Source organism: Candidatus Binatus sp. (assembly GCF_036567905.1).
Taxonomy (GTDB): domain Bacteria; phylum Desulfobacterota; class Binatia; order Binatales; family Binataceae; genus Binatus.
Genome location: NZ_DATCTO010000004.1, coordinates 1 through 24,871, shown reverse-complemented (window position 1 = coordinate 24,871; position 24,871 = coordinate 1). Strand labels below are relative to the sequence as shown.

The following is a 24,871-nucleotide window of genomic DNA, read 5'->3' as shown; positions in this document are numbered from 1 at the left end:
ACCTGACTCTCAGGCGCGTTCCTCGAGTTGCCGCAATTGTTCGCTCAACAACTTTCGCTGCGCCTGCAGACTTTCGAATCGCTGCGCGACTTCAACTCGCGCTTCGGGATCGGCTTTGGTCATAAAACGGGAATCGTTCAACCGCGCTTCATGCTGGGCGGCGTGCTTGCCGACTTCGTCGAGTTGTTTCTGTAGCTTCTGACGAGCGACTTGGAAGTCGTACCCCTCGGGCGCGTCAACTCCAACGTCTGCCCACGCCAGGTGCGAGAACACTGCGCGATCTCCCGACGATGTACCGACCTTCACGGTTTCGAGTTTTGCGAGCGCCGTGGCATAGGGCCGCCACGTCTCGAGCTCGCTTGCATCGGTCGCGTCTCCCGCCTTAATCACCGCCGTGACGCGCTGGCCGGGATGCCATCCGAGCAGCGAGCGCAGCGAGTTGATCGCCTCGGTCGCCTCGATGCAGTGATTCATCGCGGTTTCTTCCGCCGGTGACAGCGGATTGTTTGCCGACGCTTCGGGATACTTCGCAATCGGCAGATGCGCCGCGAGATTCGGCTCGTCCAGGTATGGCCGAATCACCTGCCAGATTTCCTCGGTCACGAACGGCATGAACGGATGCAACAAGCGCAGCATCTTGTCGAATACGTTGACCAGCACCCATCGCGCCGCCGCCTGGCGCTCGCCGCCGGCCTTGAGCGGCTCCTTGGACAGCTCGATATACCAATCGCAGAACTCGTGCCAGATGAACTGGTACAGCTTCATCGCCGCGAGGTTGAATTCGTACGCGTCGATCGACCGGGTTACTTCGCGGGTCGTGTCGTCGAGTCGCGACAGAATCCATCGCTCGGCCAATCCCAGCTTCGCGATTTCAACTTTCGCGATTGGCGCGGGCGCGCCGTCGAGATTCATCATCACGAATCGCGCCGCGTTCCAAATCTTGTTGGCGAATGCCCGCGACGCCGCGAATCTGTCGTGCGACAGGATTACGTCGCGCCCCTGCGCAGCCAACTGCGCCAGCGTGAAGCGGACCGCGTCCGCTCCGTACTGTTCCATCAAATCGAGTGGGTCAACGACGTTGCCCTTCGACTTGGTCATCTTCTTGCCAAGTTCGTCGCGCACCAGCGGCGTGATGTACACGTCCTTGAACGGCACCTTGTCCGTGAGCTCCAGCGCGAACATCATCATGCGCGCGACCCAGAAAAAGATGATGTCGAATCCCGTCAGCAGCAGGCTGGTCGGGTAGTAGCGATGAAACTCGGGCGTGTCGTCCGGCCATCCCAGCGTGGACATCGGCCACAGGCCCGAGCTGAACCAGGTGTCGAGCACGTCGTCGTCCTGGATGATGTCGGAGCCGTCGCACTCGGCGCATCGCGATGGCCGCTCGGCCGCGACAATCAGATGGTCGCATCGCGCGCATCGATAGGCGGGAATCCGATGGCCCCACCATAGCTGACGCGAGATACACCAGTCGTGGATGTTCTCGAGCCAGTTGAAAAACGTGTTCTCCCAGAACTTCGGATGGAAGGTCGTGTCGCCCTTGCGCACCGCTTCGATCGCGCGATCGGCCATCTCCCGCATCCGCATGAACCATTGCTCGGAGAGCATCGGCTCGACGATCGTGTCGCATCGCGAGCACACGCCGACCGCGTGCGAATGCGGCTCGATCTTTTCGAGCAGGCCGGCGTCTTCGAGGTCCTTGACGATTTGCTTGCGCGCATCCTCGCGCGTGAGTCCGCGATACACGCCGCCGTTTTCGTTGATCCGCCCTTTGCCGTCGAGCACCGGGACCTGATCGAGGCCGTGACGCTTGCCCAACTCGAAGTCCACCGGGTCGTGGGCCGGTGTCACTTTCAGCGCGCCGGTGCCGAATTCGCGATCGATCGCGTCGTCGGCAATGATCTTTATCTCGCGGCCCATCAGCGGCAGACGAATGGTCTTGCCGACGTACGATTGGTAGCGCTCGTCGCCGGGATTCACCGCGACCGCGGTGTCACCGAGCATCGTCTCGGGCCGCGTCGTCGCTATGGTGATCGCGCCGCTGCCGTCCGCGAATGGATATCGAATGTACCAAAGGCTGCCCGCAACGTCCTTGTGATCGACTTCGAGATCGGACAGCGCCGTCTCGCATCGCGGACACCAGTTGATCAGCCGCTTGGCGCGGTAGATGAGATCCTTGTTGTAAAGATCGACGAAGACTTTCGTCACGGCGCGCGAAAGACCCGGATCGAGCGTGAAGCGCTCGCGGCTCCAGTCGCATGACGCGCCAAGCCTGCGCAACTGATTCAGGATTCGATCGCCGTAAGTCGCGCGCCATTGCCAGACGCGATCCACGAATGCGTCGCGGCCGAGCAGATGACGGTTCTTGCCATCCTTCGCAAGGCTCTTCTCGACCGCGTTTTGCGTCGCGATTCCGGCGTGATCGGTGCCGGGCAGCCACAGCGTGTTGTACCCCTGCATCCGGCGCGCGCGCACGATGATGTCCTGGAGCGAGACGTTGAGCGCGTGGCCGAGATGGAGCTGACCGGTGATGTTCGGCGGTGGAATCACGACCGAGAAGACTTTACCCTCGCGCGCGGGATCGGCCTTAAAGTAGCCGAGATCGATCCACTGCTGAAACCATCTTTCTTCAGCGGACTTCGAATCAAATGTCTTGGGCAAATCCACCGTGAGTATCCTGACCCCGCCGAGCCTGCGATATTTTATGCGATGCCGGAATCGCTCCGTCGAAAAAAGGGCGCGGCGCGCCCTTCGATCTCAAATCATATTGTCCTGCCGGTCACCTCTCAAGCGCGCTGCTTTGACGCCGAGGCGCCCGGTCGATCAAACGGCTTGTAAAAGCGCGCCGGTTAATAATATCGTGCGCATGCCGGGATTCCTGGGGATGGGCTGAATTCGACTCCGGAGGGGATATTTCGATGGCGGACAGATTTAGCAAATTGGGTATGGCAGCCGCGTTTGTAACGCTGCTTCTCGCGGGCGCAATGTCGGGTTGCGGCTCGATTTCCAGTGACCACGTCGATTGCAACGTCGTGAAGTTGCAAACGGAATCGGGTCGCTCCGATGCTGAGATCGCGTCGGCCATCGGCGGCAGCGTCAAGGATGTCGAAAAATGCCACGAACCGGAAAAGTCAGGCGACAAGACCTCGCATGCCGAGATCCCTTCGGCCTATTGAGCACGCCGCGACTTCGCGGCGCCAGTGAAAAACGGATTGGTGCGAGAGAGGGGACTTGAACCCCTACGAGCTTGCGCTCACAAGGTCCTGAGCCTTGCGCGTCTGCCATTCCGCCACTCTCGCGTGCGAGGGCAAGAGTATACCGTTTAACCGGCTGATGATTCCAATTCAAGACGGGATTCCAATATTCGCGCGGGCGGCTTGAGCGCGCGGCGCCGGTGAAAAAGCGAAAAAGTAAAAAAGTGAAACACAATTTGCGGTTGCGATGAGTGAACGGGTTCGCGGCGCGATTGCGCTTGCGCCGGCGCCGACGCCGTCATCGCTCGCGCTGGACTTGAGTGCGGGCGACGGCCTGTCGAGCCGTCTGCTTGCGGAGCGCGGATGGCGGGTAGTATCGACCGAGTATCGAACCCGCAAACCCGGCTGGGTGGCGGTCAACCTCAATCACGATCTGCCGTTTCGCCCGGCGCGCTTCGACCTGGTGATGATGCTCGAAGTGATCGAGCATCTCGCCGACATCCCGCACGCGCTCGGTGAAATAGCGCGCGTGATGCGGCCGGGCGCGGTCGCGATCGTCACCACGCCCAATCGCCTGAACGTCAGCTCGCGAATACATTACTTGCTGAGCGGCTACTACAAGGGACGGCGTGCGCCGCTGGCGTACCGCTATCGCGTCGCCGACGGCCGCAACTGGCACGTGATGGGCCTCAACGACCTGCATTGGATCGCATGGGGGGCGGGACTTCGGATGGAGGCGCTCGGGCGCAGCCGGCGCAAGTTGCGGTCGCGAATCTTTGCGCCGATTCTGTGGCCGTTGATCGCGGGCTTCTCGTGGATGCTCTACGGGCGCGCAAAAGAACCGGCGCAGCGCAGAATCAATCGTGAGCTGCTGCGGTTCATGACCAGCGCGAGCCTGCTGATGGACGAAAATATCATCATGCGGTTCCGCAAGGCGGATAGCTCCGATTCGGGTCAAGACTGAAGCGCATTGAAGACCTCTGTCATCGTCGCGACTCACGCCAGGCCCGACTCGCTTCGGCGGCTGATGGCAAGCCTCGCGCCCGAACTCGCGACTGGTTCGCGCGAGCTAATCGTCGCCGAAAACGGCACGCCGGCGCCGATGGAGCTGTCGCTCGAAGGCGCGGCGCTCAAGCATCTGCACGAGCCCCGCGCCGGAAAATGCCGCATTCAGAATCGCGCAATCGCGGATGCGGCCGGCGAAAGCGAAATCCTCGTCTTCCTCGACGACGATCTGATCGTCGCGCCGGGCTATCTTGAGGCGGTCGAGCGGTTCTTTGACACCCATCGCGAATTCGCCGCGATGAAGGGGCGAATCCTTCCGGCTGAAGACCCCGAAAAAAAGGTCGGGCCGATGGCAGTGTACCTCGATCTGCCGATCGCCGACCATGGCGAAGAAGTAATCGAGGTGCGCGGAGTGCTCGGCGCAAATATGGCTTTTCGTGCCGGCATGCTTAAGCAAGTGGGACCGTTCGACGAGCGCCTCGGTCCGGGCGCGGGCGGGCACGAAGAGGAAACCGAGATGTCGCAGCGGATCCGGCGCGCGGGCTTTCGGATCGGATACGCGCCCGAGGCGCTCGTCTATCACGAAGTCGACGCCGCACGTGCCAATCGCGAACGATTCATCAGAATTGCGCGCGAGCGCGGCCGGTGCCGCATGCTGCATGAGAAGCATTCCAGCCTGGACGTGATCCTGAAGAACGCGATCGCGATGACACGACTGCGGATTGCGCAGTTGACGGGCGCCGGCATCGGGCGAATCGCGCGCGAGGAACGCAGGCTCGCAATCGCGCGTGGAATGTTCGACGGTCTCGCCGGCTAGAAATGCGCCGCGCGCCCTACCCTATCGACTCGATCAGCGCGTTCAATTCGTTTGCGTAGCGCGTCCAGGTAAATTTCGCAGCCGTCTCGCGAGCCTCAGCGCCAAGACTTGCGGGCGCGTCAAACAAGGCGCCCAGACGAAGCGCGACCTCGCCCACGTCGTCGGGGTTCTCGACTCTAAACCCGCGCATCGAGGGCGGGATCAACTCCGCAACCCCCGAGAACGCGCTGGTCATCACGGGCAATCCACTGGCCATCGCTTCCATCACGGCGTTGCCGAACGGTTCGAACAGCGACGGCATCGCAAACGCGTCCGCCGCGTGAAACATAGCCTCGACGTTGGGTTGTGGACCCGCGAAGACCACTCGAGCGCCGACGTGGAGGGCGCCCGCGCGGCGCTCGAATTTGTCGGCGGCTCGATCGGCGCCGACCACCAATAAGAACGCTCCGCCCGCGACCAGCGGCCATGCTTCGATGAGGAATCCCAATCCCTTGCGCGCGAAGCCATTGCCAACAAAGGCGACCACCCGGGCACTGCCCGGAACTGCAAACTTCTGGCGGATAGCCGCGCGCTCGGACGGATCGGCGGCGGGCCGGAAGCGATCGAGATCGACGCCGTTGTAGATCGTTACCGTTTTTTCAGGCGCAAGGCCGAATTCCCGAATCAGATCCCTGCGAACGAAATCCGACACCGCGATCACGCGTTTCAGGCCGGGACTTCGGAAGGCCTGGCGCTCGACCAGCATCTGCACCCGATGATACGGGCTGATACGCATCGCAGACGCGCCGAGCGCGCCGCGCCATTTTCGCGCCGCGCGGATGTAACTGGCATGCGCGCCGCCGCCCGAGCGCATCACGTCCGCGCCGACGCATCGCGCGAAACTCAGCACCAGCTCGGCCCCTGCGCGGCGCGCCGCGGGCGCAGCAGCCCATGCAAATCGCATCAGCGACAACGCGCGTCCCAAGCCTGGGCCAGCGCCGACGCGATGGACATCCCACTGGCCGGTCGCGCCGCGGATCTCGCCTGCGAAAATCGTAATTTGATGGCCCGCCGCGCGCAGCGCTTCCGCCGTAACGATCAAATCGCGCTCGGTGCCGCCGCCCGCGCTATCGAAACGGCGCGTCAGCAAGGCTATCCGCATTGAACGGCACTCCGCGGCATCGCCACCGAATCGGTTTTGCGCGGCGCGCGCAAAAGCGGCGCGCGCAAAAGCTGCGCGACCCCTTGCCGTGTGATAATTTCATCGGCGGGATGTGAGGTGGGGGAATGATCGAAATTCAATGCACCAGTTGCCACACCCGCTACCGGATTGATGAGCGGGTCCTGCCCGACGATACACCGACCTTCAAGTGCTCGCGATGCGGCCATGTGTTCAATGCGGCCGCGGTACCTGCAAGAGTGCGCACACCGGTTCCACAAGCGGCCGAAAGTGAATCTCAGCCGGCGCGCACGATCCGTCCCGCGCGGCCGCGAGCAGGCGCGCTCAAGTCTCCGGTCGAAAGCGACGTAGTCAAACGCGAGCATAGCGCGGAGTTGCGGCCACCGAATCCGCCCGAGCCGGAAGTTCGACGCGAGCAAGACCGGCGCGAACCGGAAGCCGACGATCCGCTCAATCGCCCCTTCGGCGACCGCGAGCAGAAAGCCGACACCGGCGAAAATCTGAAATTCGATTTCAGCGACGAGCGCAATGAAATCGGCGACGCGCCGCCGGAGCACGAGCTCGAGCGCCTCGAACCCGACAACGGCGGATGGCAGGTGGGCGATACGCCGGCTGAGTTCGAATCCGCGCCGATTCGCCAAGCCCCGACCATGATCGCCGAGCCGGAGCCCGCTCCGCGCCCGGCGCCCAATCCGGTGCGTCACGCGGCAGCGCCTGCGCGTGCGGCAGCGCCCCGGTTCGCACAGCCGCCGGCGAAACCCGCGGGGTTCCAGCTGGGACAGCTCGGCGACGGAGGCGCCGAGGCGGCGGCGGCCGGCGCAACTCATGCGTCGGGATTTTTTCTCGCGACGTTTTTCTTTGTAGCGATCGTTTTCCTCGCTGCGAGCGCGCTCATCTGCGGCGAGCCCGCCGCCAGCGCGCGCATTCTCAGCGAGGCTCCGCGAATCGGCGGTTACTTCGCGCGTCCAATCGTACCCGCGATGCTGGTGGCGCTGCATGACGTCCGCTCGGAGTATTACACGCTCAAGGGCGGCCATGTCGCGTTGGTGATAAGCGGCGACGCGCAGAACGTCGGAACCCGTCCGTTGCATCTGGTCGAGATCGACGGCGATCTGATTGGCGACGGCGCGCATCCGATCGCCAGCCAGGCCGTCTATTGCGGCAACGAGCTCTCGGCCAAGATGCTTGGCGAGATGACGCCGCGCGAAATCGAATTCTCTCAGGGGTTGAGTCCGCAGAAGGCATTCGCGATGGAGTCATCGGCATCGGCTGCTTTCCTGATGGTGTTCATAAATCCTCCCGCGGGCGCCGCCAAGATTAGAATCTCGGTGTCAAAGGCCGCCCCGGCGGCGGCCGCCCCCGATTCCAGCGCAAGCTCCCGGCCGCCGGCCTGAACCTCAAGCACCGCGATTATTCCTTCTCGCGCGCGAGCAGTTCCCCGTATTCGTCGGCGTCCATCAGGTCTTCGAGATCGCTCAGGTCCGTGATTTTCACCTTGATCAGCCATCCGTCGCCGTACGGGTCTTCGTTGACGGTTTCGGGGCTCTCGCGCAGGTCCTCGTTGATCTCGATGACGGTTCCGGTGACGGGCGCGTAAATATCCGAGACCGCCTTGACCGACTCGACGACGCCGAACGGATCGTCCTTGCTGATCTTGTCGCCGACCGCGGGCAATTCGATATACACGATCTCGCCCAACTGGTCTTGCGCATGATCGGTGATTCCAACGGTCGCAACGACCTCTTCAGTCGCGACCCATTCGTGCTCTTTCGAATATTTAAGCCCCTGCGGGATCTCCATGACTCCTCCGGAATCGTGAGCGGTGCGCGCTTTGCGGCCGTTTCGCGCCAGGCCGATCGCGGTCACATCAATGCTCATGAAAGGCAGTGGAGTCAGTCTTGTCAAGTTCCGCTTCGCGCCATCGCGGGCATCGATCACACGCGTGACTCTTGACTGTTCGCGTCGATGGCGTTAGCCGCCGCGATTGCCTGCCGCTCTTCATGCGCCGTATCGTCGATGCCAAGCGGATGAGATCGGCCGATCGCGCGCACCCGGAGGACCTGGCTGCATGAATGTTGGAATTCCCACCGAAATCAAATCCGACGAGCGGCGCGTGTCGCTGACTCCGGCCGGCGTGGCGGCGCTGCGCGTGCACGGTCATCGCGTGACGGTCCAGGCCGGGGCCGGCATCGGCAGCGGATTTGCCGACCGCGATTATCGCAAAGCGGGCGCATCGATCGTAACCGCCGCGCCCGGCGTGTGGCGCCGCGCCGACCTGATCCTGAAGGTCAAGGAGCCGCAGCCGCCGGAATATCCGCTGATGCGCCCGGGGTTGATTCTTTTTACCTATCTCCATCTGGCTGCGGACCGGCGTCTTTCGCGCGAGTTGATTCACCGCCGCGTGACGGCGGTCGGCTACGAAACGATCCAGCTCGAAGACTCGAGCTTGCCGCTGCTGGCGCCGATGAGCGAAATCGCGGGCCGGCTGGCGATTCAGGCCGGCGCCTGGTGCCTGCAGGCGCGCAGCGGCGGCCGCGGCGTGCTGCTCAGCGGAGCGTCAGGGGTGCGGCCGGGCAAGGTGGTCGTGGTCGGCGGCGGAATCGCCGGGCTGAACGCATGCCGGGTTGCCGCCGGCGTCGGCGCTGAAGTGACGATCATGGATATCAATCCGACCAGGCTGCGCTATTTGAGCGACCTGCTGGGCGGGCGCGTGACCACCGTGATGTCGAATCGCGCGACGCTGGACGAGGAAGTAACCAACTGCGATCTCGTGATTGGCGCGGTGCTGGTCCCGGGCGCACGCGCGCCGCGGCTGGTAAGCGCAAAGATGGTTGCGCGGATGCGCCGCGGCGCGGCGATCGTGGATTTATCGATCGATCAAGGCGGAATCGCGGAGACCTCCGCGCCGACGACGCACGCGCGGCCGACGTTCATTCGTGGCGGCGTCGTGCACTACTGCGTGACCAACATGCCGGCGATGGTGCCGCACACATCAACCTACGCGCTCACCAATGCGACGCTCACCTATGCGCTGGAGATCGCGGATCACGGGATTCTCGGGGCCGGACTGCACAACCCCGCAATTCGCCACGGGCTGAACACCTTCGACGGCCATGTCGTGCATCCCGCGGTCGCGCAGGCGCTCAAGATGAAGCCGCACTCGCCCTGGGAATAGCGCGTTCGTGTCTTAGCCACTTCTAACCTGGACGGAGTCCCGCATCTCTTCTTAACATTGGGTGCAGGGGTCACCTCTGGTGACGGATTCCCTGCGGGTCTGATCGGCGCCGCCCGGTTCCGCAGGAATCGGCAACTCACACCGTCGTCAGAACCACATTCGAGCGCGCGCTCTAGGGAAGATCGAATAGGAGCACTTCGGCAGCTTCAGGCGCGGCGAATTTCAAGCGCGACTCATCGGCAACCTTCGCACCGTCGCCTTCTGCGAGCGCGACGCCGTTGAGGTTGACCTTGCCGCGCGAGACGTGGACGTAGGCGTTGCGGCCGACGGCGAGTTCTTTGTCCAGCGACTGGCCGCCATCGAGTGCGCCGATATACAAGCCGGCGTCCTGATGAATCCTGAGCGCGCCGTCGCCACCCGCGTGCGATGCGACGAGGCTCAATCGTCCCTTGGTGCGATCGCCCAAAGTCTTCTGCTCATAGCCGGGCTTGATTCCGGCCGCCTCGGGGAGAATCCAAATCTGAAGAAGATGTAGCGACTGCGTCGGCGACGGATTGAACTCGCTGTGCTGGATGCCGGTTCCAGCCGTCATTCGTTGCACATCGCCGGCTGGAATCACGCTCCGCGTGCCGAGGCTGTCGCGATGCTCGACCGCGCCTTCCAGCACATAGGTGATGATCTCCATGTCGCGATGAGGATGGGCGCCGAAGCCCTTCGCCGCTGCGATCCAGTCATCGTTGATGACGCGCAACACCGAGAACCCATTCTCCTTCGGATCGAAATAGTCGCCGAAAGAAAACGTATGGCGGCTACTGAGCCAGTCGAGTTTGGTCAGCCCTCGCTCTGAAGCTTTGCGCAAGGTAATCATCGCGTTCTCCAAATCTGTCGCTATCGAGCCTGAACCAGCCGTCGCGCGATGTCGGCGACGTGGCGTCCCTGGAACTGCGCGATCTCGAGTTCGTTCTTCGACGGCTGACGGCTCCCGTCGGAGTTCGCGAGCGTGGTCGCTCCATAGGGAGTTCCGCCGGAAATTTCGCCCATGTTCGAAAGTCCCTTCGCGGAATATGGCACGCCGACGATGATCATGCCCAGATGCAGCAGCGTGGTATGAAAACTGGTGATGGTGGTTTCCTGGCCGCCGTGTTGGGTTCCAGTGCTGGCGAAAACGCTGCCGACTTTGCCCACCAGCGCATTGCGTACCCATAGCCCGCCGCATTGATCGAGAAAGTTGCGCATTTGCGCCGCCATGTTTCCAAATCGCGTCGGCGTGCCAAAGATGATCGCGTCAGCTTCGGGAAGCTGATTGACCGTCGCGATCGGAATGTGCGCGAACGCGTCGCGGGCTTTCTTCGCGCCGCTCTTTTCAAGCACCGCGTCGGGCGCCAGTTCCGGCACCTGGTAGAGACTCACCTCGACGCCGGGCACTTCGCGAACGCCGGCGGCGACCGCTTCGGCCATTTTGTAGATGTGCCCATACATCGAGTAGAAGATCACCTGTACCTTGGCTGCCATTGCGTCCGCCTCCTCTTGACCGGAATTTCCGTTTTGCCTTGGCCAAACATGCAGCTCTTAGCCCGCGTATCCGCGCCGGATCGCCCCTTCGGCTTCGTTCAGGGCGGGCACTCGCTTCGGACAAGGAGAGGTTAGGCTAAGGGCAAGGGCCGCATCCTGCGGCGGTGCCGATCTTCTTAACATTGGGTGCAGGGGTCACCCCTGCTAGTAGATTCCCTGCGGGCCGGTGTTGTAGCGCTGCTGTCCGGACTTGAGCTCGCCGTAGCTGCCGGTTTCGAAGCGCTTGACGTTTTGATTCAGGCTGAGATCGCCATGAAGATTGGCGACCGCTTCCTTCACGCCCTCGAGCGCGATCTCATGGGCGCGCACCCAGCGCCCGGAACGCTGCACGAAATTGGCGAGGTCAAACAGATTTTGGCTCAAAGCCGCCTGCGACTTGGCAAACTTCGCCGTCCAGACGACTTGCTTGCTCTTGAGATCGACGAACTTCAGCGAGAACGCCACCGAAGCCGGGCTAGCCGCCGAGTAATCCATCCCGACCCGTTCCTGGTAGCGTTCGACGGTGCCGTAGATTACGCCGTCGGCCGACACATCATGGCCGAGCTGGAGCGCATTCCCGTCAAGGTTCGTGAGCGTGGTCGGCGGCATCTTCTGGAGCGCCGCCTCGACATCCTGCTCCGCGATCGGTTCCCATCCACCCGCCACCGCGACCTGGCTGTAGAGCTCGGCGGTAATCGCCTCTGCGGCTCCTGGAGCCAGCGGCTCGCCGCCACCCGGGGCGGCTTCTATCAGCGGCATCACCGCGACCCGATCGATGGTGAGCGTTTTGATCGAGCTCACCGCATGCGTCTTCACGTCGCGGCGGTTGATCGCGTCGCTGACCGCCCCGGTGGTGGAGTTAACCGCGTCCGCCGCCATCGTGGTGCATCCCGCCAGCCACAGCGCCGCCGCCAAAAGCGCCAACCGCGCCGGTCCCGCCTTCCAACTGGCTTTCATGACGTCACCTTGATCGACAATTCCTTGAGCTGGCGCGGATCGACTTGCGACGGCGCTCCGCTCATTGGGTCAACCGCCTTTTGCGTCTTGGGGAATGCAATCACGTCGCGCAGCGACTCGGCGCCGCACAGCATCATGCAAATCCGATCGACTCCGAAAGCGATTCCGCCATGGGGCGGCGCTCCATATTTCAGTGCGTCGAGCAGAAAGCCGAAGCGATCCATCGCCTCCTCGCGGGTCAGCCCCAACAATTCAAATACCTTCAATTGAAGCTCGCGGCTATGGATACGAATCGAGCCGCCGCCGAGTTCCTGGCCGTTAAGCACCATGTCGTACGCGAGTGCGCGAGCCTTGAGCGGCGCGGATTCGAGCATCGCAAGATCGCCGGGGTGAGGCGCGGTGAACGGATGGTTCACGGAAACCATGCGCTGGGCTTCGGCGCTGTAATCGAACAGCGGGAAATCGACCACCCACAAAAATTTGAGCTCGCCGGATTTGTCCAGACCGAATTTCGCGGCGAGCTGCAAACGGATGTCCCCGAGAACCGGCCGCACCTTGTCCGGCGGTCCCGCGACCATCAACAGCGTACCGCCGGCCTTCAATCCGGAGGCCGCGGTCGCCGCGGCTCTCTCGCCGTCGCTCAAATACTTTGCGATCGGTCCCTGCCATCCGCCCTCGCCCGCCTTTATCCACGCCAGTCCCATCGCATGGCGCGATTTCACCGACTCGGCAAGCTCGTCGAGTTCACGGCGGCTGAGCGCATGATCGCCCGGGAGGTTTATCCCGTACACGGATTCGGCGCGCGCGAGAATTTCCGCGAACACCTTGAACGAGGTCCCCGCGAATGCGGCCGTGAGATTTTTCAGCTCGAGCCCGAAGCGCATATCGGGCTTGTCGATGCCGAAACGTTCCATCGCCTCGGCATACGCAATCCGCGCAAAAGGCGGCTTCACGTCCAGGTCGAGCACGTTGCGATAAACCGACGCGATCATCCCCTCCGCGATCGATTGGATATCCTCGGGCCGCGGGCACGTCATCTCGATATCGATCTGGCTGAATTCGGGCTGGCGATTCGCGCGCAAATCCTCGTCGCGGAAACACCGGGCTATCTGATAATAGCGATCGAGTCCGCCGATCATCAGAATCTGCTTCAACAACTGCGGCGATTGCGGCAGCGCGTAGAATTTGCCGGGGTTCACGCGGCTCGGCACCAGGTAATCGCGCGCGCCCTCGGGCGTCGATTTGAAAAGTATCGGCGTCTCGACGTCGATGAACCCGTTTTGATCGAGATGGCTGCGAACCGCCTGCAACGCCTGATGGCGCCAGCGCAGGTTGCGCTGCATCTCGGGGCGGCGCAGATCGAGATAGCGGTGCTTGAGGCGGATTTCCTCGGCGGTCGCACCGGCGTCGGCAATCTGAAACGGCAGCGGCGCCGACGCGCTCAGAGTCTCGAATGCGCTGACCAGTACCTCGATTTCGCCGGTCGGAAGCTCCGCGTTGACGGTGCCGTCGGCGCGGCGCACCACCTTGCCCTTGACCGCAACGTAAAACTCCGAGCGCGTGTCGCCGGCCGCCGCGTGGGCGGCGCCGTCGTGCTTGGGATTCAGCACCAGCTGGACGATACCGTCGCGGTCGCGAAGATCGATGAAAATAAGCCCGCCGTGATCGCGCCGGGTCTGGACCCAGCCCCACAGCGCAACCTCGCGGTCAACGTCGGTGGCGCGAATCGCGCCGCAGTAATCGGTTCGAGGCCAGGGCGGCAGCGGAGAATATTGCTCAGTTTTCGGCATTACCCATCACAGTTCAATGCTGGTCGTGGTCGCAGAATACCTGTGCCCGGCGGCGCAAGAAACAGTCACTCTGCGCGAGCGTCCGCAATCGCGCGGGCCGCCTCCGCCACAGCGACTTCGCGCTGCGTGCTCTGCTTCAGGTCGCGGATTTGCACGACGCCGCGCGCCAGTTCGTCGTCGCCGATTATTACTGCGACGCGCGCGCCAATCTTCGACGCGCGCGCAAGCAACGTCTTCATCTTACGCTCGGGCGAGAGCATCTCGACGTTCAGATTCGCAGCGCGCAGATTGCGCGCCACGACGATCGCATGGCGCGTCGCCGCCGGCCCCATCGCAATTATCGCGGCGTCCGGCGCCCCGGTAGGCGCCAGCCCGGCCGCTTGCAGAGCCAGCGCCATCCGATCGACGCCGATCGCGAAACCGATCCCCGCAACCGCCGCGCCACCCATCGTCTCGACCAGCCCGTCGTATCGTCCTCCCGCCACGACCGTGCTCTGCGCGCCGAGGCCGCCCGCCATCACCTCGAACGCGGTGCGCGTGTAATAGTCCAGCCCGCGCACCATGCGCGGATTGACGGCGTATTGGACACTCGCGGCGGTCAAAAGTCCCTTTACGGTATCGAAGTGTGCCCGGCATTCATCGCATAGGTAATCGAGGCTATTAGGCGCCGACTCGGCGAGCTTCGCGTCAATTTTGCAGTCGAGCAGACGCAGCGGATTGCGATCGATGCGATTGTGGCAGTCGTCGCAGAGTTCGTTCCAATGCGCGCGACCCCATTGCACGAGCGCGCTGCGAAAGGCGGGCCGGCACTTCTGGTCGCCGATGGAATTGATTTCCATGGTGAACGGAACTTTGAGGTCGCGGCAAAGGTCGTCAATCATTATCAGCAGTTCGGCGTCGCAGGCGGCGTCGGGCCGGCCGAATATCTCGACGCCAAACTGATAGAACTGCCGATAGCGGCCCTTCTGCGGGCGTTCGCGACGGAACATCGGACCCGAGTAGAACAGCCGCTGCTCGGGCTCGGTGCGATCGAACCCGGCCTCGATGTATGCGCGCACCACGCCGGGCGTGCCTTCGGGCCGCAGCGCGACGACCGTTTCGCCTTCGTCGCGATCGGCGAATGTGTACATCTGTTTTTCGACGATGTCCGAGGTTTCGCCAGTCGAGCGCAGGTAGAGTTGCGTGCGTTCCAGCACCGGAATCCGGACCTCTTTCATCGAATAGCGCTCGACCAGCGCGCGAGCCCGCTCCTCGATGAGGCTCATCGCACGCGCGTCGGCGCCGATTAGATCTCGAAATCCTCTGAGTCGTGTCAGTTCCAAGTTGTCACACTGTTTTCAATTCATCACGCGCGAGCCGGGTCACCGCGCATCAAGCCGCGCAGTCGGCGAAAGCCGGCGAGCGCGACGCCCTCATCCGCGATCAGCCGGCGCGCTTTTTCGGAGGTGAAGTACCGGAAGTCCGCCTCGCGTTGCAAAGCGTCATGCGCGCAGCTCTTGAGTTCGTCGCGAGCGAGCGCGGGATGACACAAAATCTCAGTCACGCCCGGCTCAAGTGTGCGAATAAGATTCGTCCAGTAGGACTCGGTCTCGCCCACCCACGGCGGCCCGTTGAATACCAGATGATCGGGAGTGACGACGCCGAACCGGTCGAGCTGATCGAGAATCGCACCCATCCCTTCGCTGCCCATCCGCCGGCGCGACGCCAGCCTGATCGGCACGCGATACTCATTGGCCAGCCGCGCGTAAATCTCGTGATAGTCGGCGCGCAATTGCAATGTCCCCATGTGCGAATCGAGGTGCGTCGCATCGATTCCCGCGGCGAGCGCCTTTTCGATTTGCGCGCGCAGTTCCGCCTCCGCCTCGTCGAGGCGGGCATGCTCGTAAACCTGCGCGACGGTCTGCCATAGATACCCGCGCTCGTCCACCAGCGACGGCACTGCGCGCCGTCCCAGCACTGGTCCCCACTTGTAGCGATCCCATTCCGCGGTCAGCGTGAGATGTACGCCGAGGTCGGCGGCAGGATTGGTCCGCGCAAAGTCCGCCGCCTCCTCGAACCACGGGCACGTCACCAGAATCGTTGACGACGTAAACAGGCCATCTGTCAGGCCCCGGATGACGCCCTCGTTCTGGTCGTGGCACATGCCGAAATCATCCGCATTGAGGATGAGCACGCGCGCGTCCGCCGGGTAGCCGAGTCGTTCAGCCGTCGGTTGCGGGCGATTGCGAATTTTTCCCTTCGGTTCCATCCAATATTTCAATCGGTCGAGTTCAAGCTTCCGAATTTATCGGCCCGATCGGGAAAGAAAAAGGGCCGCCTTTTTTGGGCGGCCCTCTCTCGAAGCGCCGATTAGGCGTTGCTTCCTGAATTATACCGTCAGGACATGGATCGTGCAGGCGGAACCCAGCCCGATCACGTGGGCCTGGCCCGCCTTGGCGTTAGGCACCAAGCGGTCTTTCGCGCGATCGTCCTGCGTCAGATGCCAAACCACTTCGCAGATATTCGCGACGCCGGTGGCGCCGAGCGGGTGCCCCTTCGAGAGCAATCCGCCCGAAACGTTGACCGGATCATGGCCGCCGAGGCTCGGATGCATGCCGCCGCCCGAGTCGATGAACTTGCCGGCTTCGCCCTCGCCGCACAGTCCGAGGTTTTCGTAATGCACCAGCTCAGCCGTGGCGAAGCAGTCGTGCAGTTCGGTAAGCGCGATGTCCTTGGGTCCGATGCCGGCGGTCTCGTAGGCCTGCTTCGACGCGCGGCGCGTGAGCGTGCTGACGTCGGGCAGGGTGAGGTCGCGATCGGTCCACGGGTCCGAGGTGAGCACGGAAGCCGCCACTTTCGCGCGCTTGCGTCCGCCGGCAAGCTGTTTGAGCTTGTCCTCGCTGACCAGAATCGCCGCCGCCGCGCCGTCTCCGGTCGGGCAACACATATAAAGCGTGTTGGGATAAGCGATCATGCGCGCATTCATCACGTCTTCGAGCGAGACTTCGTTGCGGTACTGCGAAAATGGATTCTTGGTCGCGTGCTTGTGCGACTTCACCGAGATTTTTGCGAAGTGCTCCAGCTTGGTGCCGTACTTGCGCATATGCTCGATGCCCGCCTGGCCGAAGACCACGGGCATCGTGCCGGAGCCGAGCTTGCCCTCGGTCACGTACGCGGGATCGCCGCCGCCTGCCCCGCCGAGCAATCCCGCCTTGCCCATCTGCTCGACGCCAACCGCCATCGCGATGTCATACATCCCGGACGCGACCGACATATACGCCTCGCGAAACGCGGTCGAGCCGGTGGCGCAAGCGTTGGTGACGTTGATTACCGGGATTCCGGTCTGGCCAATCTGCTGCAGGATTCTCTGTCCGACCATCGCGTTGGACTGCTGGAGATTTCCGCAGGCGAACATCCCGACGTCCTTGATTGAAATTCCGGCGTCCCTGAGCGCGAGGATCGCCGCCTGGCCGCCGAGTTGGGGGACGGTCTTGTCGGGATAGCGTCCGAATTTGATCATCCCGGTTCCCAGAACATAAACATTTCGCATCTTGATTCCTCCTGGCGGCCCGGCTGCAAGCCCGGGTCCGTCGTAATATTGCTCGGCGCGCTTGCTGGGCGCCCTAATTCTTGCTCGGCCGGTATGAAAAGGCGACTACGTCGTGCCCTTCGCGATCCTTGGCCGCAACGCCGGTCACCAACTCAACCGGCAGGTTGAAAATCTTGTTGGGTTCCTTCTGCGCCTGCTCGGGATCGACGTCGGTCAGAGTCGCGCGGACGCTGATGCCCTCGGGCAGATCGACAATCGCCGTCACAAACGGCGTCTTGATTCCCGGATATGACTGATGCACGACCGAGAACACGTACACCTTGCCCTTGTCGGACAAGGGCAGCGGAGTGAACTTGTCGGTCTCGCCGCACTTCGAGCATGCGACGCGCTTGGGATCGATATAAATCGCGCCGCACGCGCACTTGATAGCTTCGAGATGGGGCTTGGGCGCCAATTTCAGCCATGGAACAATTGGGCGCGGTCCTGTGTCAGTAGCTTGAGCCTGCTCAGCCATACAGATCCTCCGAACGGTTCAATGATGGGTCAGAATGACTAACGCCGCCCGTGCGGCGGCGCCGTCTTCCGCTTTGGCCGGAGTTTCCCACAGGGAGCTGGAAGTCGTCAACCCTCGCGCCCGCGCCGTAAATCGAGCCGTGGGGCCGTTATGCGAGGCCGGCGAAAATCGAGCGGTAGGACGCTCGCGCCGCGCCCCGCGAAGGCTACTTGTGCCGCCAGTTGGGCGGCCGCTTCTCGACGAATGCGCTGGTTCCCTCGACTCGATCCGCGCTGCCGAACACTACCCCGAACGCCTGCTGCTCGAAGCGCAAGCCGGCATCCTCTTCCATCGTGAACGCGGCCCGCAGCGCGGCCTTCGCCTGGCGCAGCGCAACCGCGGATTTGGCCGCGAGTTTTTCCGCCAGCTTGCGCGCGCTTTCGGCAAGCTCGGCGGCCGCCACGACCTGGTTTGCGAGGCCCAGTTCAAGCGCCGTCTTCGCGTCGAACATCTCGCCCGTCATGATCAGCTCGCGCGCCTTGTTATGGCCGATTCGATGCGGCAGGCGCTGCGTGCCGCCGAAGCCCGGGATGAGTCCGAGATTTATCTCGGGCTGCCCGAAACGGGCCTTATCGCTGGCGATGATCAGGTCGCACGCGAGCGCAAGCTCCAGGCCGCCGCCGAGCGCGAAGCCGTTGACCGCCGCGATGACGGGAATCGGCAGGTCCTCGAAACTTTCCATTACGCGATGGCCCAGGCGCGAAAAATCGAGTCCGTCAGCCGCCGACATTTTGGACATCGCGGCGATATCCGCGCCTGCGACGAACGCCCGATCGCCCGCGCCTGTGACGATTAGCACGCGCACCGACGAGTCGTGGCGGACCTCGCGAATCACGCGCGCCATTTCCTCGAGCACCTCGCGATTCAACGCGTTGAGCGCCGCCGGACGGTTAACGGTCAGGGTCGCAATCGCGGCTTTTTCGAAAATTATATTTTTGAGGTCCACCTGCCCGCTCCTTGGAAAATCGCGCCGCCCGCGCGGTGCCACGAGTCCCGCGCTTCTAGTTCCGCCCTGCGCGGTTTGACTGTCAACCCCCGCCGGAGCGCGAAGTTTGCCGGGCCGCTGCTTGCGTGGAACTCATCGCGCGCGAAACAATGCGCCCGTGCCAGGCAAATCCAGGGACTATGCCGCCGCGAGCGTCCGCGCGATCGCCGGCTTGCTCGCTCCCGCCATCGTGCTCGCCGCCGCATCCGGATGCACTCCGCAGGCGCAGCAATTTGTCAACAAGATTCGCGCTGAATCAGCCGAGAAATGCAATGAAGGCAACCAGGCCGCCTGTCATACGATCGTGCAGGCGCTCAGCGACACCAAGGTTGCCATCGAATCCACCGCGCCGCTCGAGACGCAAACCCCCGCTTGCAACGCCGGCAAACAGGACGCGTGCCAACAACTCGCCGTCCTCCACGGTGAGTTGAGTTCATGGTGCTCGACGGGCAACGACCCGGCGTGCGCTGCCGTCAACACCGGTCCGTGGCCGGCGAAATGGGACGAGCCCGCGCTGATCGGCGCGGCCAAGCTGGCGTGCCTGAGCGGCCAGTTCAAGCCGGATTCAAACACCTGCCAGGCCTTGCAAACGATGTAGCGAGATCCGCTCAGGACGCCCCGCGCTCGGCCACGATCACCATCCGCTTGCCGTACAGGAGCGCCGGCGACAGCACGTGGCCGATGATCTCGCGAGTGACCTCGTCGCGCGGCGGGCGATGGCCGGGGCGGCGCGCGTTGCGGGCGGATGCAGCCGCCGAAAATTTCATCGCCATCCACAAAATCGGGACGAACGGCGACATCGCCACCGAGGTGGGACTCCAGCGGTCGGTGTAAACCTCGAGATGGTCAAAGCCCGCCAGCCGCATCATATATCGCGCGCGATAGTAGTCGAGCATGAACGCGTGGCCGTGATAAATCCGCCGCGGATTGCGGCTGCGCGGCGTCTGAATCTCGTTCATCAAGCCGCGGCGCAGATTGCGCTGCCCGGTGAGAAAGCCGCTGGCCCGGGCCGACAGATGCATCAGGTTGGGCGTGGTCAGCACGATCTTTCCGCCGGGCCTGATCACGCGCGCGCAATCGCGGAGAAATCCCATCTGATCCTCGAGATGCTCGATCCCTTCGCGCGACAGCACGTAGTCGAAGGACTCGTCGCGAAACGGCAGCGCCTCGTTGGCATCCGCGCAAACCCATGCGGCGGCCGGTTCGCGCCACGCCGCAGGAAAAAGATCGACCGAAACGACGCGGTAGCCCAAAGCCGACAGCGCGCGCGACTGGATCGCTCCGCCCGCCGGGATGTCGAGCACGACTCCCGGCTTCATCGCGCCGAACAGTCCGTCGCTTCGCCCGCGCCGGCGAACGACTACGTCGCCCTCGATCGGCCGCGATTGCGAATCTGGCAAGGACTACTGCCGCTCTTCGAAGCCGAGCGAGATCATCATCTCGCGCAGCGATTGATCGACGACCAGGTAGTCGGTGAGCGAGAGATACACGTGGCATCCGCGATGCCCTTCCCCGCCCGGGATCTCCACGATTTTCAGCACCCGATCACCGTTAATCATCATCGGCTTGCCATCCATCGTCACGCGCAGCCACATTTCCAGCTACCTTCCCGCAAGCCGGCTTAGTACTCGGGCTTGAAATCGAAACGATGAATCGCCTCGATGAAGCGGATCGTGTGCGTCTTCGAGCGCATCACGACGCTGTTGGTCATCGCGCCGCCGGAAAAGAATCGCACGCCGCGCAGATAGTCGCCGGTGGTCACTCCCGTCGCCGCGAACATCACGTTGTCTCCCGCCAGTTCCTCCAGCGTGTAGCGATGCTTCAAATCCATGATTCCCATCGCCAGGCACGCCTCCGCCTCCTCCGGGTTGCGCGGCACGAAGCGGCACTGCATCTCGCCACCGGCGGAACGAATCGCGGCGCCGGCCAGCACGCCCTGATGCGCGCCGCCGATTCCGATCAGCACGTCGATTTCGCTCTCCGGCCGGGTGGTGGCGATCGCGGCGGACAGGTCGCCGGCCGACAGCATCTTGATCCCGGCGCCGGCGCGGCGCACTTCATTGATCAACTTCTCATGGCGCGGGCGGTCGAGGATCGCGACCCGCAAATCCTCGACGTAAACTTTTTTTGCTTCGGCCAGTGCCTTGAGATTGTCGGTCGGCGACCTGTCGATATCGATCACGCCGCGCCCGGCGGGCCCGCACGCGACCTTGTCCATGTAAGTATCGGGGCAGCGCAGGATTCGCCCGCGCTCCGCCAGCGCAACGCACGACAGCGCGTTGGGTCCGCCGGTGGCGCAGATCAGCGAACCTTCGATCGCGTCGAGCGCGACGTCAATTTCGGTTCCGGCGCCGGTGCCGACGATTTCGCCCTCGTACAAAAACTCGGCGTCGCCCTCTTTGCCTTCGCCGATCACTATCTTGCCGTCCATCGCGACCGAGTTCAGCGTCTTGCGCATCGCGTCGCACGCCGCTCGATCCGCCAGCCGCTCGTCGCCCTTACCGATGAAACGCGCCGCCGCCAGCGCCGCGGCTTCCGTCGCGCGTACTACTTCGAGGGCAAGATTCCGTTCCATCCGGGCCTCCAGGTCAGTTCGATGCAGTCTTCAGCGGGCGTCCGAACAGCGATTCTATCAGGTGATAGCCGTCGCCGACGAGCAGGCCCGCCGCGGTACCGTCGCTTTCCGTGTAGCGGCGCGGCGCGCCGGCGCCCGCTTTCGACTGCGCCGACGTCATCAGCGCGAACGGGACGGGTTCCGGCGAATGAGTCTTGAGCTGGCTCGGCGTGGCGTGATCCGGCATCAGCAGAATCGCAAACTCGCCCAAGCCGCCCAGTCCCGCGAGCATCGGCCCGATAATCAACTCGTCGATACGCTCGATCGCTTCCTTCTTCAGGTCGGCGCGGCCCATGTGACCGGCCTCGTCGGGCGCCTCGATATGCAGCAGCAGGAAGTCGCGCGCTTTGAGCGCTTCGAGACCGTAACGCGCCTTGGCGGCGTAATCGGTATCGAGAAATCCGGTGGCTCCCGGAACCTTGATCAGGTTCAGCCCGGCCAGCCGGCCCAGGCCGTTGACCAGATCGACGGCCGATATCACCGAGCCCTCGACGCCGAAGCGTTCCTTCAGCGTCGGCACCGCGGGCCGCGTGCCCTGCCCCCAAAACCACGCCGAAGTCGCCTCGGTTTTGCCGCCGGCTCGGCGCGCCTTGTTCACCGGATGTTCGCGCAAAATCTCCGCCGAACGCCGCATCAGATCGCGGAGCAAATCCGCGCCCGCGCCCTTGGGCAGATACGCCTCGACGGGCTTGCCCGTGATGTCGTGCGGGGGCGTGAGATGGGTCGTCGCGACTCCGCCGCGCCACATCATCAGATGCCGGTAGCTGACGCCGTTGAAAAACTCGATTCCGCCGCCGGCCAGATGCTTGCGCAGGTCGGCGACGATCTGCGCGGCTTCTTCGCTGGTAATATGGCCCGCGGTGAAATCGTTCATTATCATCGCGCCGCCGTCACCCGGCTTCAGCGATACGAGATTCATTCGAAACACCACGTCGCGCGGCCCCATCTCGATTCCCTGGCTCGCCGCTTCGATTGGCGCGCGCCCGGTGTGATAGCGCGCCGGGTCGTAGCCCAGCATCGTCATCGTGCCGACGTCGCTGCCCGGGGGCATCCCCTTGGGAATCGTTGCGACCATCCCGAGCGTCCCGCGCGTCGCCATCAGGTCCATGTTGGGCTTGTGCGCTGCCGCCAGCGGCGTCATCCCGCCGAGTTCCTCGCACGGCCAATCGGCCATCCCGTCGCCGTGTATGATGACGTACTTCATCGCATCAATCGGTCCGCTTCGAGTCGCGCCGCTTATTCGCGCTCCAGAACTTTCAGCACTTTCGCCAACTCCGGTTCGACCACGATCGTGTTGCTTAAGTTCTTGAGCGCCGTGTCGGGATCCTTCAAACCGTGTCCGGTGAGCGTGCACACGACGACCGCGCCCGGCTTGAGCATCCCGGCGCCCGCGTACTTGAGCAGCCCCGCGACCGACGCGGCCGACGCCGGCTCCGCGAACACGCCGCCGCTCGCGATCAAGCGATACGCCGCGAGGATCTCCGAATCGGTCACGATGTCGATAGTCCCGCCCGACTCGTCGCGCGCGCTGGTCGCGCTCTTCCAGCTCGCGGGATTGCCGATTTTGATCGCCGTCGCGATGGTATGCGGGTCGTCGATCGGATGGCCGACCACAATCGGCGCCGACTCTGCCGCCTGGTAGCCCATCATCTTCGGCAGCCGCTCGCTCAATCCCACGGATTTATATTCCTGGTAGCCGGCCCAGTAGGCCGTAATATTCCCGGCGTTGCCGACCGGCAGAAAATGATGCGTCGGCGCGTCGCCCAATTGATCGCAAATCTCGAACGCCGCCGTTTTCTGCCCCGCGATTCGATCGGGATTGACACTGTTGACCAGCCGAATCCTGACCGGATCCCGCTCCGCAAGATCGCGCACCAGCTTCAGGCAGACGTCGAAGTTGCCAATCACCTCGAGCACCCGCGCGCCATGCATCACGCTTTGCGACAGCTTGCCAAGCGCCACCGCGCCCTTGGGAATCAGCACGTACGCCTTGAGCCCCGCGCGTCCGGCGTAGGCAGCCGCGGACGCCGCCGTGTTGCCGGTCGAAGCGCAGATTACCGCGCGCGCGCCCTCGCCCAACGCCTTCGAAATCGCCAGCGTCATGCCCCGGTCTTTGAACGAGCCGGTCGGGTTGGCGCCTTCGAACTTAAAGTAAACCTTGATGTTTGGCCCGAGCCGCTTTGCCAGCACGGGCACCTCGATAAGCGGCGTGTTGCCTTCGTTCAGGGTGACCACCGGCGTCGAATCCGTCACCGGCAGGAAGCGGCGGTAATGCTCGATCAGTCCGGGCCAGTAAGACAGCCGCTGCTCTTTCGATCCGCGCTTGGAGTCCGACGCCATCGCCTAAAGCTTCTCCTCGATTCGGATAAACGCGGGGGCCGACTGCACGATTTTCTTCCTTCGAATCTCCGCCAGCGCGCGTTTCAGGCTGCGCTCGGGCGCGTCATGGGTCCGCATGATAATCGGCACCGTCCGCGCCGCTCCGCGACCCTTCTGGATCACCGACGCGATCGAAAGCCCGTGACGGCCGAGCACCGTCGCGATCGCGCCAAGCACCCCGGGCTTATCCCGCGCCATGAACCGCAGGTAATACTCGCATACCACGTCGTCCATCGGCTTGACACTGGCGCTCTTCATCAGGCGGATCGGAAATCCAAACGCGTGCGCCCGCGCCGAGCCTGCGGCCAGACGATGCCGCGCGATTTCCAGCATATCGGCCACCACCGCCGTCGCCGTGGGCATCTCGCCCGCGCCGAGTCCCGAATACATTGTCGCGCCGAGCGCGTCGCCGTGGATATAGATCGCATTGTACGCGCCGCCGACGCCGGCCAGCAGGTGGCGTTGTGGGATCATCGTGGGATGCACCCGCGCCTCGATCGCGCCGTCGTCATCCTTGCCGATGGCAAGCAGTTTGATCGCGTAGCCAAGCTCGCGCGCGTAGGCGATGTCGGCCTGCGTAATCCGCGTGATCCCTTCGGTATAAATCTGCGCCGGTTTCACCATCACGCCAAAGGCAAGCGTGACCAGCAGACAAAGTTTGTGGGCCGAATCATGCCCCTCGACATCGAGCGCGGGGTTTTTCTCGGCCAGGCCCCTGTCCTGCGCGTCGGCGAGCGCGGCGCTGAACTCGACGCCGTCCTCCGTCATCGTGGTGAGGATGGAATTGCAGGTGCCGTTGACGATTCCATAAGCCGCGCGTTGGCGATCGCCGGCCAGCGCCTCGCGCAGGGTGCGGATGATCGGCACGCCGCCGCCGACGCTTGCCTCGAAACCGACCGCCAGGCCGCGCATCCCGGCCTCGCGGAAAATCTCGCCGCCATGCTCTGCGAGCAAAGCCTTGTTCGCGGTAACGACGTCCTTGCCCGCCGCCAGAGCCTGCATGATCAGTGCGCGGGCCGGCTCGTAGCCGCCAAACAGTTCGACCACGATATCGATATCGGGACGCGCGACCACCGCCGCGGCGTCGCGCGTAATCAGTTTCGCCGGCACGCCAAGCGCGGCGACCAGCTTGACCCTCAGGTCCGCCACCGCCGCCAACTCAA

At 63.5% G+C, this 24,871-nt stretch carries 24 protein-coding genes and 1 tRNA gene; 6 read left to right on the top strand and 19 right to left on the bottom strand.

The window, feature by feature from the left end; genetic code table 11:
- Window positions 1-9: 9 nt before the first annotated feature.
- On the bottom strand, window positions 10-2,667 hold the full coding sequence (locus tag VIO10_RS00470) for a valine--tRNA ligase (RefSeq protein WP_331957889.1): 2,658 nt from the start codon (window positions 2,665-2,667) through the stop codon (window positions 10-12).
- A gap of 251 nt (window positions 2,668-2,918) precedes the next feature.
- Here VIO10_RS00470 and VIO10_RS00465 point away from each other — a divergent pair, with 251 nt between their 5' ends.
- Window positions 2,919-3,176, top strand: coding sequence for a hypothetical protein (locus VIO10_RS00465; RefSeq protein ID WP_331957887.1), 258 nt, complete (start codon window positions 2,919-2,921; stop codon window positions 3,174-3,176).
- 37 nt (window positions 3,177-3,213) lie between these two features.
- Here the strand turns inward: VIO10_RS00465 and VIO10_RS00460 are convergent.
- A tRNA-Leu gene (locus VIO10_RS00460) sits at window positions 3,214-3,299 on the bottom strand.
- 142 nt (window positions 3,300-3,441) lie between these two features.
- On the opposite strand from VIO10_RS00460, the gene VIO10_RS00455 reads away from it, so the two are divergent.
- Both VIO10_RS00455 and VIO10_RS00450 read left to right on the top strand, forming a co-directional pair.
- Window positions 3,442-4,158 carry a class I SAM-dependent methyltransferase gene (locus VIO10_RS00455; protein WP_331957885.1) on the top strand — a complete coding sequence of 239 codons (717 nt, stop codon included), beginning with the start codon at window positions 3,442-3,444 and terminating at the stop codon, window positions 4,156-4,158.
- 6 nt (window positions 4,159-4,164) lie between these two features.
- Window positions 4,165-5,016, top strand: a complete 852-nt coding sequence (locus VIO10_RS00450; RefSeq protein WP_331957883.1) for a glycosyltransferase family 2 protein — start codon at window positions 4,165-4,167, stop codon at window positions 5,014-5,016.
- Between the two features lie 16 nt (window positions 5,017-5,032).
- On the opposite strand, the gene VIO10_RS00445 is transcribed toward VIO10_RS00450, so the two are convergent.
- Window positions 5,033-6,157 carry a glycosyltransferase family 4 protein gene (locus VIO10_RS00445; protein WP_331957882.1) on the bottom strand — a complete coding sequence of 375 codons (1,125 nt, stop codon included), beginning with the start codon at window positions 6,155-6,157 and terminating at the stop codon, window positions 5,033-5,035.
- A 125-nt stretch (window positions 6,158-6,282) separates the two neighbouring features.
- On the opposite strand from VIO10_RS00445, the gene VIO10_RS00440 reads away from it, so the two are divergent.
- Window positions 6,283-7,569, top strand: a complete 1,287-nt coding sequence (locus tag VIO10_RS00440; RefSeq protein WP_331957881.1) for a zinc-ribbon domain-containing protein — start codon at window positions 6,283-6,285, stop codon at window positions 7,567-7,569.
- Window positions 7,570-7,585: 16 nt separating this feature from the next.
- Here the strand turns inward: VIO10_RS00440 and gcvH are convergent, their stop codons facing one another.
- The gene (gcvH, locus tag VIO10_RS00435) at window positions 7,586-7,975 is read right to left on the bottom strand and encodes a glycine cleavage system protein GcvH (protein WP_349259206.1); all 390 of its coding nucleotides are present in this window, start codon (window positions 7,973-7,975) and stop codon (window positions 7,586-7,588) included.
- A 268-nt stretch (window positions 7,976-8,243) separates the two neighbouring features.
- Between gcvH and ald the strand changes: the two genes are divergently transcribed.
- Entirely contained in the window at window positions 8,244-9,350 is a 1,107-nt protein-coding gene (gene ald / locus VIO10_RS00430) for an alanine dehydrogenase (protein WP_331957877.1), read from the top strand.
- 172 nt (window positions 9,351-9,522) lie between these two features.
- Here the strand turns inward: ald and VIO10_RS00425 are convergent, their stop codons facing one another.
- From VIO10_RS00425 to VIO10_RS00385, 9 genes are all read right to left on the bottom strand, one after another.
- Complete coding sequence (locus VIO10_RS00425; RefSeq protein ID WP_331957875.1) at window positions 9,523-10,218, bottom strand: pirin family protein; 696 nt, start codon at window positions 10,216-10,218, stop codon at window positions 9,523-9,525.
- Window positions 10,219-10,238: 20 nt separating this feature from the next.
- A complete protein-coding gene (gene wrbA / locus VIO10_RS00420) occupies window positions 10,239-10,862 on the bottom strand; it encodes an NAD(P)H:quinone oxidoreductase (protein ID WP_331957873.1) in 624 nt (207 codons plus the stop codon).
- Between the two features lie 204 nt (window positions 10,863-11,066).
- On the bottom strand, window positions 11,067-11,858 hold the full coding sequence (locus VIO10_RS00415) for a hypothetical protein (protein ID WP_331957871.1): 792 nt from the start codon (window positions 11,856-11,858) through the stop codon (window positions 11,067-11,069).
- Window positions 11,855-13,648, bottom strand: a complete 1,794-nt coding sequence (gene aspS, locus VIO10_RS00410; protein ID WP_331957869.1) for an aspartate--tRNA ligase — start codon at window positions 13,646-13,648, stop codon at window positions 11,855-11,857. Before aspS ends, VIO10_RS00415 begins: the two co-directional genes overlap by 4 nt.
- A gap of 65 nt (window positions 13,649-13,713) precedes the next feature.
- Complete coding sequence (gene hisS, locus VIO10_RS00405; protein ID WP_331957867.1) at window positions 13,714-14,970, bottom strand: histidine--tRNA ligase; 1,257 nt, start codon at window positions 14,968-14,970, stop codon at window positions 13,714-13,716.
- A gap of 23 nt (window positions 14,971-14,993) precedes the next feature.
- Window positions 14,994-15,896, bottom strand: coding sequence for a polysaccharide deacetylase family protein (locus tag VIO10_RS00400; RefSeq protein WP_331957865.1), 903 nt, complete (start codon window positions 15,894-15,896; stop codon window positions 14,994-14,996).
- Between the two features lie 120 nt (window positions 15,897-16,016).
- Complete coding sequence (locus tag VIO10_RS00395) at window positions 16,017-17,177, bottom strand: thiolase family protein (protein WP_331957863.1); 1,161 nt, start codon at window positions 17,175-17,177, stop codon at window positions 16,017-16,019.
- A gap of 73 nt (window positions 17,178-17,250) precedes the next feature.
- The gene (locus VIO10_RS00390) at window positions 17,251-17,691 is read right to left on the bottom strand and encodes a Zn-ribbon domain-containing OB-fold protein (RefSeq protein ID WP_331957861.1); all 441 of its coding nucleotides are present in this window, start codon (window positions 17,689-17,691) and stop codon (window positions 17,251-17,253) included.
- A gap of 205 nt (window positions 17,692-17,896) precedes the next feature.
- Window positions 17,897-18,676: an enoyl-CoA hydratase/isomerase family protein gene (locus tag VIO10_RS00385; protein ID WP_331957859.1), complete on the bottom strand. Its 780-nt coding sequence runs from the start codon at window positions 18,674-18,676 to the stop codon at window positions 17,897-17,899.
- 157 nt (window positions 18,677-18,833) lie between these two features.
- On the opposite strand from VIO10_RS00385, the gene VIO10_RS00380 reads away from it, so the two are divergent.
- A complete protein-coding gene (locus tag VIO10_RS00380) occupies window positions 18,834-19,313 on the top strand; it encodes a hypothetical protein (protein ID WP_331957857.1) in 480 nt (159 codons plus the stop codon).
- Between the two features lie 10 nt (window positions 19,314-19,323).
- Here VIO10_RS00380 and VIO10_RS00375 read toward each other — a convergent pair whose 3' ends face one another.
- From VIO10_RS00375 to VIO10_RS00350, 6 genes are all read right to left on the bottom strand, one after another.
- Entirely contained in the window at window positions 19,324-20,115 is a 792-nt protein-coding gene (locus VIO10_RS00375) for a class I SAM-dependent methyltransferase (RefSeq protein ID WP_331957854.1), read from the bottom strand.
- Between the two features lie 3 nt (window positions 20,116-20,118).
- A complete protein-coding gene (locus VIO10_RS00370; protein ID WP_331957852.1) occupies window positions 20,119-20,310 on the bottom strand; it encodes a hypothetical protein in 192 nt (63 codons plus the stop codon).
- A gap of 26 nt (window positions 20,311-20,336) precedes the next feature.
- Window positions 20,337-21,290: a class II fructose-bisphosphatase gene (gene glpX, locus VIO10_RS00365; protein WP_331957850.1), complete on the bottom strand. Its 954-nt coding sequence runs from the start codon at window positions 21,288-21,290 to the stop codon at window positions 20,337-20,339.
- A 13-nt stretch (window positions 21,291-21,303) separates the two neighbouring features.
- Window positions 21,304-22,533: a cofactor-independent phosphoglycerate mutase gene (locus VIO10_RS00360; RefSeq protein ID WP_331957848.1), complete on the bottom strand. Its 1,230-nt coding sequence runs from the start codon at window positions 22,531-22,533 to the stop codon at window positions 21,304-21,306.
- Window positions 22,534-22,565: 32 nt separating this feature from the next.
- A complete protein-coding gene (thrC, locus tag VIO10_RS00355) occupies window positions 22,566-23,630 on the bottom strand; it encodes a threonine synthase (protein ID WP_349259205.1) in 1,065 nt (354 codons plus the stop codon).
- A gap of 42 nt (window positions 23,631-23,672) precedes the next feature.
- A partial coding sequence (locus VIO10_RS00350) for a homoserine dehydrogenase (protein WP_331957844.1) occupies window positions 23,673-24,871 on the bottom strand: 1,199 nt, incomplete at its 5' end.